This window comes from Micromonospora sp. RV43 (assembly GCF_001029515.1).
GTDB classification, from domain to species: Bacteria; Actinomycetota; Actinomycetes; order Mycobacteriales; family Micromonosporaceae; genus Micromonospora; species Micromonospora aurantiaca.
In genome coordinates this window covers 56,682-72,235 of record NZ_LEKG01000023.1, presented here as the reverse complement: position 1 = coordinate 72,235, position 15,554 = coordinate 56,682, and the positions used below count along the sequence as shown (strand labels likewise).

The 15,554-nt window shown below is 75.2% G+C and carries 11 protein-coding genes; 6 read left to right on the top strand and 5 right to left on the bottom strand.

Annotation, left to right across the window (positions count from 1 at the left end; all coding sequences use genetic code 11):
- Nucleotides 1-465: GNAT family N-acetyltransferase (locus tag ABD52_RS08530; protein ID WP_047891438.1), on the bottom strand; the 465-nt coding region annotated here is incomplete at its 3' end.
- Nucleotides 466-593: 128 nt separating this feature from the next.
- Here ABD52_RS08530 and ABD52_RS08525 point away from each other — a divergent pair.
- Nucleotides 594-1,244, top strand: coding sequence for a LysE family translocator (locus ABD52_RS08525; RefSeq protein ID WP_047891437.1), 651 nt, complete (start codon nt 594-596; stop codon nt 1,242-1,244).
- Between the two features lie 48 nt (nt 1,245-1,292).
- On the opposite strand, the gene ABD52_RS08520 is transcribed toward ABD52_RS08525, so the two are convergent.
- Complete coding sequence (locus tag ABD52_RS08520) at nt 1,293-3,293, bottom strand: beta-galactosidase (protein ID WP_047891436.1); 2,001 nt, start codon at nt 3,291-3,293, stop codon at nt 1,293-1,295.
- 115 nt (nt 3,294-3,408) lie between these two features.
- Between ABD52_RS08520 and ABD52_RS08515 the strand changes: the two genes are divergently transcribed.
- From ABD52_RS08515 to ABD52_RS08495, 5 genes are all read left to right on the top strand, one after another.
- On the top strand, nt 3,409-5,772 hold the full coding sequence (locus tag ABD52_RS08515; protein WP_047891435.1) for a TIM-barrel domain-containing protein: 2,364 nt from the start codon (nt 3,409-3,411) through the stop codon (nt 5,770-5,772).
- 47 nt (nt 5,773-5,819) lie between these two features.
- Nucleotides 5,820-7,016 (top strand): ROK family transcriptional regulator, encoded by a 1,197-nt coding sequence (locus tag ABD52_RS08510; RefSeq protein WP_047891434.1) that lies wholly within the window; start codon nt 5,820-5,822, stop codon nt 7,014-7,016.
- 240 nt (nt 7,017-7,256) lie between these two features.
- Entirely contained in the window at nt 7,257-9,662 is a 2,406-nt protein-coding gene (locus tag ABD52_RS08505; protein WP_047891433.1) for a beta-glucosidase, read from the top strand.
- Nucleotides 9,659-10,678: a LacI family DNA-binding transcriptional regulator gene (locus ABD52_RS08500; RefSeq protein ID WP_047891432.1), complete on the top strand. Its 1,020-nt coding sequence runs from the start codon at nt 9,659-9,661 to the stop codon at nt 10,676-10,678. Before ABD52_RS08505 ends, ABD52_RS08500 begins: the two co-directional genes overlap by 4 nt.
- Entirely contained in the window at nt 10,675-12,852 is a 2,178-nt protein-coding gene (locus ABD52_RS08495; protein ID WP_047891431.1) for a glycoside hydrolase N-terminal domain-containing protein, read from the top strand. Before ABD52_RS08500 ends, ABD52_RS08495 begins: the two co-directional genes overlap by 4 nt.
- Here the strand turns inward: ABD52_RS08495 and ABD52_RS08490 are convergent.
- The 3 genes from ABD52_RS08490 to ABD52_RS08480 are packed head-to-tail and all read right to left on the bottom strand — an operon-like array spanning nt 12,849 to nt 15,545.
- Nucleotides 12,849-13,358 carry an NUDIX domain-containing protein gene (locus ABD52_RS08490; RefSeq protein ID WP_047891449.1) on the bottom strand — a complete coding sequence of 170 codons (510 nt, stop codon included), beginning with the start codon at nt 13,356-13,358 and terminating at the stop codon, nt 12,849-12,851. The two genes, ABD52_RS08495 and ABD52_RS08490, sit on opposite strands and share 4 nt — an antisense overlap.
- 10 nt (nt 13,359-13,368) lie before the next feature.
- Nucleotides 13,369-14,241: an SDR family oxidoreductase gene (locus tag ABD52_RS08485; RefSeq protein ID WP_013286295.1), complete on the bottom strand. Its 873-nt coding sequence runs from the start codon at nt 14,239-14,241 to the stop codon at nt 13,369-13,371.
- Nucleotides 14,238-15,545 (bottom strand): NAD(P)/FAD-dependent oxidoreductase, encoded by a 1,308-nt coding sequence (locus ABD52_RS08480; RefSeq protein ID WP_047891430.1) that lies wholly within the window; start codon nt 15,543-15,545, stop codon nt 14,238-14,240. The genes ABD52_RS08485 and ABD52_RS08480 overlap by 4 nt, the downstream gene beginning before the upstream one ends.
- Nucleotides 15,546-15,554: the final 9 nt, after the last annotated feature.

The following is a 15,554-nucleotide window of genomic DNA, read 5'->3' as shown; positions in this document are numbered from 1 at the left end:
GACGTACCCGCTCTTCTCCGCCACCCGGCAGGAGGCCGGGTTGTCGACCTGGTGCAGCAGCTCCAGGCGGGTCAGGCCGGTGGCGGCGAACCGGGCGAACGCCCACGCGGTGACCGCCTCCACCGCCCGTGGCGCGACGCCCCGCCCGCGTGCCGGCGCCGCCGTCCAGTAGCCGATCTCGGCGGACGGGCGTCCCGGGCGGACATCCTTGAGCACCACGCAGGCCGCCACCCGGTCCTCCTCCAGCACCGCGAACATGAACCGGTGCCCTGCGGCCCAGCCCTGGTGGCTGCGACGCAGGAACACCTGCGCCTGCGCCGGACCGGTCACCGGATGCCTGGTCCAGGCGCGCAGCACCGGATCCCGGTACGCCTCGATCAGCGCGCCGGCGTCGCCGTCGCGCCACGGGCGCAGCAGCAGGGCGGGTGCGGTCGGGGTGGCCGGCGCGGACAGCACGATCGACATGCGGCAAGTATCACCGCCCTCGACCCGATCACGTGACCCGCGCAACACCCCACCAGCGCCCCACGGGCACCCGCGGACGGCGGCAACCGGCGTAGGGTCCGGTTCACGGTCGGCAACGGGGAGGCGACGTGGTCACTGTCGGCGCGGTCCTGGGAATCGCCCTTGTGGCGCTCGGTCTGGTGCTCACGCCCGGGCCGAACATGGTCTACCTGGTGTCCCGGTCGGTGACGCAGGGGCGGCGGGCCGGGCTGGTGTCGCTGCTCGGCGTGGCCGTCGGCTTCCTGGTCTACCTGGCCGCCGCGGTGGCCGGTATCGTCACCGTGTTCGTGCTGGTCCCGCCGCTGTACACGGCGGTGAAGCTGGCCGGCGCGGCGTACCTGCTGTGGCTGGCCTGGCGGACGCTGCGCCCCGGTGGCGCGTCGGCGTTCACCCCGGCGCCGCTGCCGCCGGACCGGCCCCGGCGCCTGTTCACCATGGGCCTGGTCACCAACCTGCTCAACCCGAAGATCGCCATCCTGTACGTGTCGCTGCTGCCGCAGTTCGTCGACCCGGCGCGCGGGCACGTGGCGGTGCAGAGTCTGCTGCTCGGCCTGACCCAGATCGTCGTGGCGCTGACCGTGAACGCGCTCATCGTGCTGAGCGCCGGTTCGGTGTCGGCGTTCCTCACTCGCAGGCCGGGCTGGGCGCGCGTGCAGCGGTGGGTGATGGGCACGGTGCTGGCGGCGCTCGCGGTGCGGATCGCCGCCGACCGCTCCCGCGCCGCCGTCGCCACCCCGTGACCGGGTACGCACCTCAGCGCCCGAGGACGTCCCACCACCAGAGCCGCGTCACGGGATCTCCTCGCGTACCACCGCCACGCCGCCCGGCGCCACCGTCAACTCGCCGTCGACAGCCGCGCCGGTGAGCAGTTCGAACCCGGCAGCCGGCACCCGCTGCGGCCGGTCGGTGTGGTTGAGCAGGTAGAGCAGGCCGTCGTGGCGGCGTACCGCCTCCACACCCTCGGGCGCGCCGGGGCAGGCCGGGGCCACACCGGCGAGCCGGGCCGCCTCGGTGAGCAGCCGCCGGTACGTGTCGTCGTCGGGGCGGGTGGAGACGTACCAGGCGTACGCGTCGCCGACCCGGTTCCGGGTGATCGCGGGACGGCCCGCCGGCACTCCCCCGGCGTACGCGCTGACCGTCTCCGCGCCGGCCGGGTGCACCGTCTCGGACCAGATCCGGCCGGTCCCGCCGCCGGTCAGCGGCACGTGTTCGTCGTCGGCGAGGGGGTGGAACTCCTCCACCCGCACGCCGAGCAGATCCCGGTACGCGCCCGGGTAGCCGCCGAGGCGTACCCGGGCGTGCTCGTCGGCGACGCCGCTGAGCCAGGTCACCAGCAGATGCCCGCCGCCGTGGACGTGCCGGCGTACCCAGTCGACTGTGGCGTCGGAGGCGAGGTAGAGGGCGGGGAGCACGAGCAGCCGGGCGCCGTCGAGCGGAGCGCCGGGCGGCACCACGTCGGCGGTGACGCCCGCGTGCCACAGCGCCCGGTGCACGGCGGCCGCCTCGCCGGGGTGGTCGAGTCCGTCGCGGGGCATCCCCGGGTGCCGCAGCGCCCAGCCGCTCGCCGCGTCGTACGCGATGGCCACCGCCGCCTGGACGCGGCCCGGCGCGGTCCCGGCGAGCCGGCCCAGCGCGGCGCCCAGGTCGGCGGCCTCGCGGAACACGCGGGTGTCGGCGCCGGCATGCGAGACGACTGCGGAGTGGAAGCGTTCCGCGCCGCCGGCCGGGGCACGCCACTGGAAGAACATCACCCCGGCGGAGCCGCGTGCGACGTGGGCGAGGCTGTGCCGGATCATCCGGCCGGGTTCCTTGGTGTGCATGCGCCCGGCGGTGTGGATCTGGTTGGGCGCGCTCTCCATGAGCAGCCACGGCACCGGCCGTCCGGCGCCGTGGCGGGCCCAGCCGCGGGCCAGGTCGGCGGCGAACGCGGTCTGCTCCTCCGCGCCCAGGTCGGTGGCGGACGGGTAGTGGTCGATCGCCACCAGGTCGACCTCGCGCGCCCAGCGGGCGTGGTCGACCGGCACCCAGTCGCCGAGCACGTAGTTGGTGGTGACAGGCACCGCCGGGTTCGCCGCGCGCAGCAGGTCCCGCTGCTCGGTGTACGCGGACAGCAACGTGTCGGACCAGAAGCGGCGGAAGTCGAGCAGCTGGCCGGGGTTGGCGAGGTACTGGGTGGCGCGGGGGGTGCCGACCTGCGCCCAGTCGGAGTAGTGCTGGCTCCAGAAGCTGGTGACCCAGGCGTCGTTCAGCGCGTCGAGGTCGCCGTACCGGGTGGTGAGCCAGTGGCGGAACGCCGTCTCGGCATGCGGGCAGTGGCAGGTGGTGCCGTACTCGTTGTGCACGTGCCACAGCGCGAGCGCCGGGTGGTGTGCGTAGCGGGCGGCGAGCACCTCGGCGATGCCGCGGGCGGCGTCCCGGTACGCGGGCGCGGCGGCGCAGTAGGTGTCCCGGCCGCCGTGGTGCAGGCGTACGCCGTCGGCGGTGAGCGGCAGCGCGTCCGGGTGACGCAGCGAGAACCAGGGTGGCGGCGACGCGGTGGGGGTGGCCAGGGCGGCCCGGATGCCGGCCGAGTGCAGCAGGTCCAGCACGTCGTCGAGCCAGTCGAGTGTGTAGCGGCCGGGTTCGGGTTCCAGCCGGGACCAGGCGAACACGCCGACGGTGACCAGGTTGACCCCGGCGGCGTGCATCAGGGCGACGTCCTCGCGCCACACGTCGGGCGGCCACTGTTCCGGGTTCCAGTCCCCGCCGTAGCAGAGCCGGCCGTCGTCCCACAGCGCTTTAGTTGGCATCCCGGCCAAAATAGGAACAGGTGAGACGGAAAGTCAATGCCGTCGATCATTGACAGTTAGTTGGGCTTCCAAAGAAACTGGCGGGACCGCCCGTGGACGCCGCGAGGAGACGCCCATGCCGTACCGCCCGCCGCTGGTCCCGTACGAGACGTTCGTGGCCGACCCGCCCGACCTGCCGGTCCGCGCCCCCGGCGAGGAGGGCGCCGACGACGTGCTGCGGGCCGCTGTGGCCGCGACCGATGCGCACGGGGTCACGCTCACCGCGACCTGCGCGTCCGGCCGCACGCTCGCCGCGCGCGTCGAGGCCGCCGGGGACGGGATCATCCGGGTACGCCTCGCCGACGACCTCTCCGTCCGCAGCCGGTCCGCACGGGCACTGACGCTGGTCCACCCGCAGCCGCACCCGGCCACGGTGACTGTCACCGACGGGCGCGTCCGGGTGGGTGCCGGTGGCGTGGTCGCCGAGGTGCGCCTGGACCCGTGGGGGTTGCGCTTCCTCACCCCCGACGGTCGGCTGCTGCTGGCCGCCGACGGCGGCACCCGGGACATCAGCGGTCGCCGCCGCACGCTGCCGCTCGGCCGCTCCACAGTCGACGGTGAGCCGGTGGCCTGGCACGAGAGCTTCGTCGCACCCGGCGACGAACGGTTCGTCGGCTTCGGCGAGAAGTTCACGCCGCTGGACAAGCGCGGCCAGCGACCGCTGATGTGGAACTTCGACGCGTTCGGCGGCGAGTCCGACCGCTCGCACAAGAACGTGCCGTTCTACCTGTCCGACCGCGGCTACGGCGTCCTCGTCGACAGCGGGCTGCCGGTGCAGTTCGACGTGTGCGCGAGCACCCACAGCAGCGTGCAGATCCTCGTCCCGGACGACCTGCTCGACTACTACGTGCTGGCCGGACCCACCCCGGAGCGGGTGCTCGACCGGCTCGACACGCTGACCGGACGGCCGTACCTGCCGCCGAGATGGGCGTTCGGCGCCTGGATCTCGTCGGGCTTCTTCCCGGACAGCCAGCAGCGCGTGCTGGAACGGGCCCGGCGCATCCGCGAGCGGGACATCCCCTGCGACGTGCTGCACCTCGACTGCTACTGGCAGGTCGCCGGGCACTGGTCGGACCTGCGCTGGGACGCCGACGCCTTCCCCGACCCGGACGGCATGCTCAAGGACCTCACCGAACAGGGCTTCCGGGTGTGCCTGTGGATGAACCCGTACCTGATGACCGGCAGCCCGCTCTACGCCGAGGCCGAGGCCGCCGGGTACTTCCTGCGCCGCCCCGACGGCGGCACGTACGTCGCCGACACCTGGCACGGCAGCTACCCGGAGTGCGCCATCGTGGACCTCACGAACCCCGCAGCGGTGCGCTGGTTCCAGGGCCTGCTGCGGCCGCTGCTGGCGCAGGGCGTCGCGGCGTTCAAGACCGACTTCGCCGAGGGCGTACCTGCGGACGCGGTGGCGCACAACGGCATGACCGGCGTGGAACTGCACAACGTGTACGCGCTGCTGTTCAACGACGCGGTCGCCGACGTCACCGAGGAGGTCGCAGGGCACCGCACGGTGTGGGCGCGCTCGTCGTACCTGGGCGGGCAGCGGCACAGCGCCCAGTGGAGCGGCGACGTCAACGCCACCTGGCCCGGCATGGCCAGCACGCTGCGCGGCGGCCTGTCCCACGGGCTGTCCGGGGTGCCGTTCTGGAGCCACGACACCGGCGGTTTCCACGGCACTCCCGAACCGGACCTGTACGTGCGCTGGACCCAGTTCGGCGCGCTGTCCCCGCTGGTACGGCTGCACGGCACCACCAGCCGCCTGCCGTGGGAGTTCCCGCCCGAGGCGGAACGGCACGCGGTGGACGCGCTGCGGCTGCGCTACCGGCTGCTGCCGTACCTCTGGTCGGCGGCGGTGGCGAGCGCCCGCACCGGCGGCCCGATGCTGCGGGCGCTGCTCGTCGACACCCCGGACGACCCGGCGGCCTGGACCGCCGACCTCCAGTACCGCCTCGGCCCCGACCTGCTGGTGGCGCCGGTGCTCGACCCGTCCGGCGAGCGTGCCGTCTACCTGCCGGCGGGCGACGACTGGCTCGACGCGTACACGGGGCAGCGGCACCCCGGCGGCCGGCACCTGCGGGTGAGCGTGCCGCTCGATCGGCTGCCGCTGTACGTGCGGCACGGCGCACTGATCCCCACTGTGGCGCCCGCGGCGACGGTCGGGACCGACGCGTTCCGGGACGTCACGCTGGTGGCCTGGGGCGGCGTGGACGGCGTGAGCGTGATGCACGACCCCGACGGCGACACCACGATCACCGCCGTGCGCGACGGGGACACGCTGCGTGTACGCGTGGACGGACCGCTGGACGTACGGCGGGTCAGCGTGGTCGGGGAGGACCCGCCGCGCCGGGTGGTGCTCGACGGCGAGGCGGTCCCGGTGACGCCGTTCGCGCCGTGGCTCGGCGGCGGAGACCGGCCGGCCGGAATCTCGCCCATTTAGTTTAAGCTGTAGCCGAACTCGGGCCGGGCGCAGGAGGCGGGCAGTACGTGATCAGCATCGACCGGCCGACGGCCGACCTCGGCGACGTGCGGGTGACCAACCGGGCCGCCGTGCTCCGGCACGTCCGCCGGCATGCCCCCTGCTCCCGGGCCGACGTGGCCGCGCACACCGGGCTGAACAAGGCCACCGTCTCCAGCCTGGTCGCCGAGCTGATCGAGCACGGCCTGCTGCGGGAGACCGGGCTGACCGAGAACCGGGTGGGCCGCCCGGCCACCATGCTCGTGCTCGACGGCTCCCGCTACGTCGGGCTCGGCCTGCGCGTCGGCGCGGACGAACTGGTGGCGGTCGCCGCCGGACCGGGCGGCGACCCGGTGCTCACCTGGCGACGGGCGTTCCCCGCCGCCACCGCCGGTCCCGAGGAGACGGTGAAGGCGCTCGCCACGCTGGTCCGGCGCGCCGTCACCCGGATCGGCGCCGACCGCACCGTGCTCGGCCTGACCGTGGCCGTACCAGGGCTGGTCGACCCGGACGGCGACGTGCCGGCCGCCCCGGCGCTGGGCTGGCGCGGCGTGCCGCTTGCGGCGTCGGTGCGCCGCGCGCTACGCGACCCGGGTTTCCCCGTCGCCGTCGACACCGAGGCCAACCTCGCCGTGCTGGCCGAGCGGCGGCACGGCCCGTACGCCGCCACCACCGATCTGGTGCACCTCACCGGCGGCCCGGCGATCGGCGCGGGCCTGATCAGCGGCGGCCGGCTGCTGCGCGGCGGCCGGGGCTTCGCCGGGGACGTCGGGCACCTGCCGCTGGCCGCTGACGGCCCGGCCTGCGACTGCGGGCGGCGCGGCTGCCTCACCGCGCTGCTCGGCGTGGACGCGGTGATCCGCCGGCTACTACCAGACGCCGGGCCGGTCACCGACCACCTGCCGGAGATCGAACGGATCCAGGCCCTGGCCCGCGCCGGGGACGACCCGGTACGGACCGGGCTCACCGAGATAGGCCGGCTGCTCGGGCAGGCCGTGTCGGTGCTGTCCGGGCTACTCGACCCGGAGGTGGTGGTGGTCGGCGGTCACCTGGCGGCGCTCGCGCCGTGGCTGCTGCCGGCCGCCCACGCCGAACTCGCCGCCCGCACACCGGTCCCACCCGGCGTGCGGCTGGAGGCCAGCACGCTCGGTTCCGCGGCCGGCGCGCTGGGCGGGGCCACCGCCGCAATGGCCACAGTGGAGGCGGGACGCCTGCCCGCCGGATGACCCCTTGACCGCACCCGCCGGAAGGTGTCAACCTCGGTAGCGCCGCGTTCCGGGACCGGGCAACCTGCGAAGCGGCGTGTTTTTCGGCGGTTGTCGAAGCGCTTCACCACCGCTCCGGGCCGACACCGCCGACCCCCACCACCACCCCTTTTCGCGTACGCGCCGCCGCATCACCGGCTCGTTAGTCGAAGCGCTTCGACTAACGAGCAGCAGCACGTACGCCGACCGGAGGCGCCCACCATGACCGACCCCGTCCCCCACCGTCTCGACGACCTGCTGGCCCGGCTCACGCTGCCGGAGAAGCTCGGCCTGCTGCACCAGTGGCAGGCGCCGGTGCCCCGGCTCGGCCTGCGCGCGTTCCGCACCGGCACCGAGGCGCTGCACGGCGTCGCGTGGCTCGGCACCGCCACCGTCTTCCCGCAGGCGATCGGCCTGGCCGCGACCTGGAACCCGGACCTGATCCGGGCGGTCGGGGCCGCCGTCGGCGACGAGGTGCGGGTCAAGCACCGGGCCGACCCGGACCGCGTCGGCCTCAACGTGTGGGCACCGGTGGTCAACCCGCTGCGCGACCCCCGGTGGGGGCGCAACGAGGAGGGCTGGTCCGAGGACCCGTGGCTGACCGGCCGGCTCGCCACCGCGTACGCGCTGGGGCTGCGCGGCGACCACCCGATCCGGCTGCGGACCGCGCCGACGCTCAAGCACTTCCTCGGCTACAACAACGAGACCGACCGGGCCACCACCTCCAGCGACCTGCCGCCCCGGGTGCTGCACGAGTACGAACTGCCCGCGTTCCGCGCTCCCCTGGCCGCAGGTGCGGCGGTGGCGGTGATGGCGTCGTACAACCTGGTCGACGGCGTACCGGCGCACCTGAGCCCGCTCATCGAGGGTGAGCTGCGCGGCTACGCCGACGACGAGATCATGGTGGTCGGTGACGCCGGGGCGGTCGGCAACATCGCCGGCGTGCAGGAGTACCTGCCCAACCACGTGGCAGGCTTCGCCGCCGCGCTGCGTGCCGGCATCGACAGCTTCACCGAGGACGACGAGGACACCGCCCCCACAGTGGAGCGCCTCACCGAGGCGCTGGCGCGCGGACTGATCGAGCCCTCCCACGTGGACCGGGCGGTACGGCGGATCCTGTCCGTCCGGTCGCGGCTGGGCGACCTGGCCCCGGACCCCCACGACGACGTGCCGCCGGACACGCTCGACAGCCTCGCCCACCGGGAACTCGCCCGCGAGGCCGCCCGCCAGTCGGTGGTGCTGCTGCGCAACGACGGCCTGCTGCCGCTGCGCCCCGGCACCCGGGTCGCGGTGCTCGGCCCGCTCGCCGACACCGTACTCACCGACTGGTACAGCGGCACCCCGCCGTACACCATCAGCCCGTACGCCGGGTTGCTCGGACGCCTGCCCGAGGTGACCACCCACCCCGGCACCGACCGGATCACCCTGCACGTCGGCGACCGCGCGGTACGCAACGACGGCGGCCCGCTGGCGCTCGGCGACACAGCGGCCGAGTTCGACGTGGTCGACTGGGGGCAGGACGTGGTGGCGCTGCGCGCCGTGGACACCGGCCGGTACGTCGGCGCCGACGACACCGGCGCCCTCGTCGCCGACCGCGACGGACCGGGCGGCTGGGTGGTACGCGAGACGTTCCGCCTGCACCACCGGCCCGACGGCACCGCGCTGCTGCACCACCTCGCCACCGGCCGGCACGTCGGCGTCGCACCGGACGGACGGCTGAGCGTCGCCACCGGCGACCCGGCCGTGTTCACCGTGACGCTGCTCGTCGACGGGGCCGCCGCTGCCGCCGCGCTCGCCGCCGAAGCCGACGTGGCGGTGGTGGTGCTCGGCAACCACCCGATGGTCAACGGCCGGGAGACCGAGGACCGGGCCGACCTGGCGCTGCCCACCGGGCAGGCCGAGTTGCTGCGGGCCGTGCACGCCGCGAACCCGCGTACCGTGCTGGCGCTGACGAGCAGCTACCCGTACGCGGTGGGCTGGGCGCAGGAGCACGTGCCGGCGGTGCTGTGGAGCGCCCACGGTGGACAGGAGCACGGCAACGGGCTGGCCGATGTGCTGCTCGGCGCCGCCGACCCGGGCGGGCGGCTCACCCAGACCTGGTACGCCGACGCCGCCGAACTGCCCGACCTGCTCGACTACGACGTCATCAGCGCCGACGCCACGTACCTGTACCACCGGGGTGAGCCGCTGTACCCCTTCGGGCACGGGCTCAGCTACGCCACGTTCGACTACGCTGACCTCCGGTTGAGCACCACCACGGCGCGCGCCGGCGAGGAGGTGGAGGTGAGCGTCGAGGTCACCAACACGGGCCGCCGCCCGGGCACCGAGGTCGTGCAGCTCTACACCCGCCAGCGGCGCTCCCGGGTCAAGCAGCCGCTGCGGCAGTTGCGCGACTTCGCCCGCGTCACGCTCGACCCGGGCTGCGCCGCCCGGGTGACGCTGCGGCTGCGTACCGCCGACCTGGCCTGGTGGGACGAGACCCGCGCCGCGATGGTGGTGGAGGACGCCGTCCACTCGGTGCTGGTCGGCCGGTCCGCGCGGGACATCCGGCTCGCCGGCGCGCTGACAGTGACCGGCGGCGACGCCACCGCCGAGCCGGCGGGCTCCCGCATCGGGGCGGTCCGATGAGCGGGCGCACCCCGGGTGAGCAGGTCACCATCGCCGACGTGGCCCGGCACGCCGGAGTGGCCGCCAGCACCGTGTCGTACGTGCTCAGCGGCAAACGCACCATCTCGGCCACCACCCGGGGACGGGTGCTCGCCAGCGTCCGCGCGCTCGGCTACCACCCGCACGCCGGGGCCCGCGCGCTGGCCAGCCGCAAGGCCAACGTGATCGCGCTGGTGCTGCCGCTGCGTACCGGCATGCAGGTGCCAGTGGTGATGCGGTTCGCCACCGCCGTGGTCACCACCGCCCGCCGCTACGACCACGACGTGCTGCTGGTCACCGCCGACGAGGGACCGGCCGGGCTGCACCGCATCGTCGGCAGCGCGCTCGTCGACGGCGTGCTGCTGATGGACGTGGAGCTGGAGGACTCCCGGGTGCCGCTGCTGCGCGAACTGGCGCTACCCGGCGTCCTGATCGGGCACCCTGCCGACAGCACCGGGCTGGCCTGCGTGGACCTCGACTTCCGGCGCGCCGGTGAGCTGTGCGTGGAACACCTGGCCGCCGCCGGGCACCGGCGGATCGCGCTGCTCGGCGCCCCCGCCGCGGTCTACGACCGGGGCACCGGGTTCGCCCACCGCACCCGCGCCGGGGTACGCGCCGCGGCCGAGCGGCTCGGCGTCGACGCGGTGACCCGGCCCTGCGAGGAGGGACCGGCCGCGGTACGCCGGGACCTGGAGGCGCTGCTCGCCGACCACCCGGACGTCACCGGGCTGGTCGTGCAGAACGAGTCCGCGGTCGGGCCGGTGCTCGCCACGCTGCCGCTGCTGGGCCGCCGGGTGCCCCGCGACGTGTCGGTGGTCGCGATCTGCCCGGACGAGCTGGCCGAGCAGTCAGGGCTCACCTGCGTACCGGTGCCCGCCGAGGAGGTCGGACGGCAGGCGGTGGCGTTGCTGATGCGGCGCCTGAACGGTGAGCCGGTGCCGGAGGTGACGCTGCTGGAACCGCACCTCACCGTGCGGGACACCAGCGCCGGCCGGTGACGGCGCACCGCATCCACGACACCGCACCGGCCGACGACTGGACGGACGCGTTCCTCACCGGCAACGGCGAGCTGGGACTCATGGTCCACGGGCGGCCGCACGCGGAACGGATCGTGGTGAACCACCACCGGCTCGTCCTGCCCAACGGCACCCGGGACGCCCGCGCGCCCGAGCTGGCCGGCCGGATGCCGCACATCCGCGCGCTGGTGCTCGCCGGACGCCGGGCCGAGGCCGCCCGGTTACTCACCGGCGGCCGGGAACTGGAGTGGACCCAGTCGTTCCACCCCGGGTACGTGCTCACCGTCGACGCGCCGCCCGGACCGGTACGCGACTACCGGCGCGACACCGACTTCACCACCGGGGAGGTGACCGTCGAGTGGTCGGGCGGGCGGCGGCGCTGCTTCGCCTCCCGCGCCGACGACGTGGCGGTGCTGCACCTCGACCAGGGCGACTGCGTGGTCGGGGCGACGGGTGAGCTGCCCGGCAAGCCGGCCGGCGTGGTGTACGAGCACGCCGCGTACCGCCGCGACGGGCTGGTGTTCCTGCGGGTCCGCGCCCGCTATCCGGACGCCGGCGGCGCGTACGGGTTCGAGGGGCTGACGTTGCTGCGCGGCGACGTGACCGTCGACGGCGACCGGGTGCGGGTACGCGGACCGGCGCTGCTCACCACGCTCGTGGACCGGCCCGGCGCGCCGCCGTGGCGTACCCGGGCCTCGGAGGGGCGGCTCGCCGCGCTGACCGGGGACTACGACACGCTGCTGGCGCGGCACGTGCCGCGCCATCGCGGCCCGTACACCCGGGTCGGCCTGGACCTCGGCGTGCCCGCCGCCGACCGGGCGCTACCAGTCGGTGAGCTGCTGGCCCGGCAGGCCGCCGCGCCGGACCGGCTGGACCCGGCGCTGCTGGAACGGCTGTTCCACGCCGGCCGGTACCTGCTGTTCAGCGCCAGCGGGGTGCTGCCGCCCCGGCTGACCGGGCTGTGGCTGGGCTCCTGGGACGCCGCGTGGGCCGGTGACTTCACCACCGACGCGAACCTGAACCTGCAACTGGCGGGCGCGAACGTGGGCGCGCTGCCGGAGGTGACAGCCGCGCACGCCCGGCTGGTCGCCGCGCAGGTGGACCACTGGCGCGCCAACGCCCGCACGGTGTACGGGGCGCGCGGGCTGCTGGCACCCAGCCGCACCGACGGCGAGCACGGGTACCTGTTCCACGTCCACCCCGACTGGCCGTTCACCGCGTGGCTGGCCGGCGCGGACTGGCTGCTGCACCCGCTGCACGAACACCACCTGGTCACCGGTGAGCCGCTGGGCGAGGTGGCCGGCTGGCTGGCCGAGGTGGCGGACTTCTTCGCCGACGTGCTGACCGTCGTGGACGGGCGGCCGGCGCTGGTGCCGTCGTACTCGCCGGAGACCGGCCCGTACGACGACACCGGCCGGGTCGCGCCGGTCGCGGTCAACGCCACGATGGACGTCGCCGCGGCCCGGCACGCGTTGCGGCTGGCCGCCGAGGTGACCGGCGAAGACCGGTGGGCCGGGGTGCGGCCGCCCGGCTACCTGGTGGACGGGCGCGGCGCGCTGGCCGAGTGGGCGTGGCCGGGCAGCACCGGCGACGAGGACCACAGGCACGTCAGCCACCTGTATCCGGTGTGGCCGCTGCACGAGATCGACCCGGACGACACCCCGGAGCTGGCCGCCGCCGCGCACCGGGCGCTGACGCTGCGCGGCGACGAGAACCGGTCCGCGCACGGCAGCCTGCACCGGGCGCTGGCGGCGGCACGGCTGCGCGACGGCGAACTGGTCACGGCGAACCTGCGCAAGATCCTCGGCGCGGACATGTTCTTCCGGTCGCTGATGAGCGCGCACAACCCGGGCCGGACCACGTACAACGCCGACGCCGCGCACGCGCTGCCGGCGGTGCTGATCGAGTCGCTCGTGCAGTCCCGGCCGGGGACGCTACGGCTGCTCCCCGCGCCGCTGCCGGGCCTGCGTTCGGGCACGCTGCGCGGCATCACCTGCCGGGGCCGCGTCACCGTCGAGGAGCTGACCTGGACGCCGGGCCGGGTGCGGGCGCGGCTGGTGTCGCCGGTGGCGCAGCGCGTGGTAGTGCACGCGCCCGGCGGCCATCGTGCGGTGGCGCTGACCCCGGGCCGGCCGTACGAGGTGGCGTTCGGCTAGAGATTGTCGGGCTGGTGCAGCGCCGGGTGGCTCTGTCCCGGCGCGGCGTACCAGGGCGGAACGTCGTCGGTGAGCGCGGTGCCGATCCGCAGCCGCGCCCAGTCGTCCAGGTCGGGCAGCGCGTCCGGCGCGAACCAGGCCACCGCCAGCGACTCGTCGCCGTCGGCCGCCGGCGCCCCGCCGACCGCCCGGCAGCGGAACCAGATGTTCAGGTATTCGCAGGCGTCGCCGTTGGGGTAGACCACCGGGTGGGTGGCGACACCGGCGAGCCGGTCGATCGCCACCTTGACGCCCGTCTCCTCGTGGACCTCCCGCACCAGCGCGTCGGCGGGCTGCTCGCCCGGATCGACGGTGCCCGCCGGGACCGACCAGCGGCCGTTGTCACCCCGGCGGGCCAGCAGCACCCGTCCCGCGTCGTCGGTGACCACGCCGCTGACGCCGTACAGCATGAGCAGGTCGTGGCCGACGTGGCGGCGCAGCCGGGCGATGTAGGGCGAGACGGCCATGGCGAGCAGGCTACCGGCGGTCCTGCCGGTGCCGCCGGACCATGCCCTCGGCCAGCGCCGCGCCGTCCAGGTCACCGGCGGCCAGTCTTGTGGCGACGGTACGGCGCACCATCCGGTCGGCCAGCGCCGGAGCGTGCCGGGCCAGCGCCAGTTCGATCCGGCCGCGCCGGGTGGTGGCGACGTCCCGTGGCGCGCGCCGGGCGGTCGCGGCGCGCAGGATCGCGGCCACCACCCCCTCGACCGGCTCCGGGCGGGACACCCCGCTCAGCGACAGCCCGGCCGCCACGGTGCTGTCGTGGATCGGGGAGGCGACCATGCTCGGGTAGACGACGCTGACGCCCACGTGGGTGCCGACTTCGTGGCGCAGCGCGTCGGCGTACGCGACGAGCGCCCGCTTGCTGACCCCGTACGCGGCGGCCAGCGGCAGCGGCAGCACCGCCATCCGGCTGGCCACGAAGATCACCCGGCCGCGGGCCGCCTCCAGGGCCGGCATCGCGGCGGCGGTGGTGCGCCAGGCGGCGAGCAGGTTCACCTCGATCTGGCGGCGTACCACCTCGTCGGGCGGCAGCTCGGCGGGCGCGGGTCCGCCGACACCGGCGTTGTTGACGAGCAGGTCCAGCCCGCCGAGCCGGTCGACGGCCGCGGCCACCGCCGGTGGCGTCGCGGCCGGGTCGGTCAGGTCGACGCCGAGCACCGGCGGTGTGACGTCGGGGTCGGCGTGCAGGTCCAGCCCGACCACGTGAGCGCCGGCGGCGGTGAGCGCCGCGCCCAGGTGCTGCCCGAACGTGCCCCGGGCGCCGGTGACGAGCACCCGCCGTCCGGCCAGCCCGCTGCCACGGCCCGGCGCGTTCACTCCGGTCCGCTCACGGCCTGCCGCGCTCATCGGGCCGCTCCGGCGCGGCGCCGGCCGGCGGCCAGTTCGCGGCCCAGTTCGGCCAGGTAGACGTCGAAGTCGACGCGCATGTGCGGGCGGCGCTGCCCCCACCGGGCGGTGGCGGCGCGCAGCTCGTCGCGGCAGGCGGCGGCCTGCCGGGCCGGATCCGGTGGCGTCCAGGTGCCGGCCAGGCGCGCGGCCACCAGCCGGGCTTGCGCCTCGACCAGGGGGAACGCCGCGCCGGTGGACTGCATGAGCCCGACGAACGCCAGCCCGGGGGCGTCCAGGTGGAACACGTGCCGGTACAGCGGCAGCCGGTCGGCGCCGTCGCCGAGCAGCGCCGGGTCGAGGAACGGCACCTCGACCCGGTAGCCGGTGCACCAGACGATCAGGTCGATCTCGTCGTGGCGGCCGTCGGTGAACTCGACCCGGTCGCCGTCGAAGCGGGCGATGCCGGGCCGGGCCTGGATGTCGCCGTGGGTGATCCGGGACAGCAGCGCGTCGGACAGCGTCGGGTGGTCCTGGAGGAAGCCGTGCGCCGGTGCGGGCAGCCCGTACCGGGTGGGCGGGCCGACCGCAGTGGTGATCATGGTCTGGCTGATCCGCTGCCGCAGCCGCCAGGGCAGCCGCCGGGCCAGCGCGCCGTTGAGCGTGTCCGACGGGCGGCCGAGCAGGTACTTGGGCACCACCCACACGCCGCGGCGCAGCGACAGCAGCGTGCGTTCGGCGGCGTACGAGGCGTCGACGGCGATGTCCATGGCCGAGTTGCCGCCGCCGACCACGAGGACCCGTCGCCCGGCGAGCTGTTCCGGGCCGCGGTAGTCATGGCTGTGCATCTGCTCGGCGGTGCACTCGCCCGGGTACGGCTCGGGTCGCTTCGGCACCCGGTTGTGCCCGTTGGCGACCACCACCGCCTCGACGTCGACCTCGACCGGGCCGTCCGGGCCGGTGGCCCGCACCCGCCAGCCGTCGCCGGTGCGGGTGACCCGCTCGACGGTGTGCCGCAGCCGTACCGTCTCGCGCAGCCCGAACCGGTCGGCGTAGTCGCCGAGGTAGCCGGCGACGCGGGCGTGGTCGGGGTAGTCGGGCCAGTCGGCGGGCATCGGATGGTCGGCGAACTCGGTGCGCCCCTTGCTGGTGTTCAGGTGCAGCGTCCGGTACGCGGGCGAGCCGGGGGCGCCGTACACCCAGAGGCCGCCGAGCGTGTCCGCCGCCTCGAACGCCACCGCCGGGACACCGGCGTCGGCGAGCGCCTTGAGCGTGGCCAGCCCGGCGGCTCCGGCGCCGACGACAGCGACCCTGGGTGTGGCCATACCCGCCTC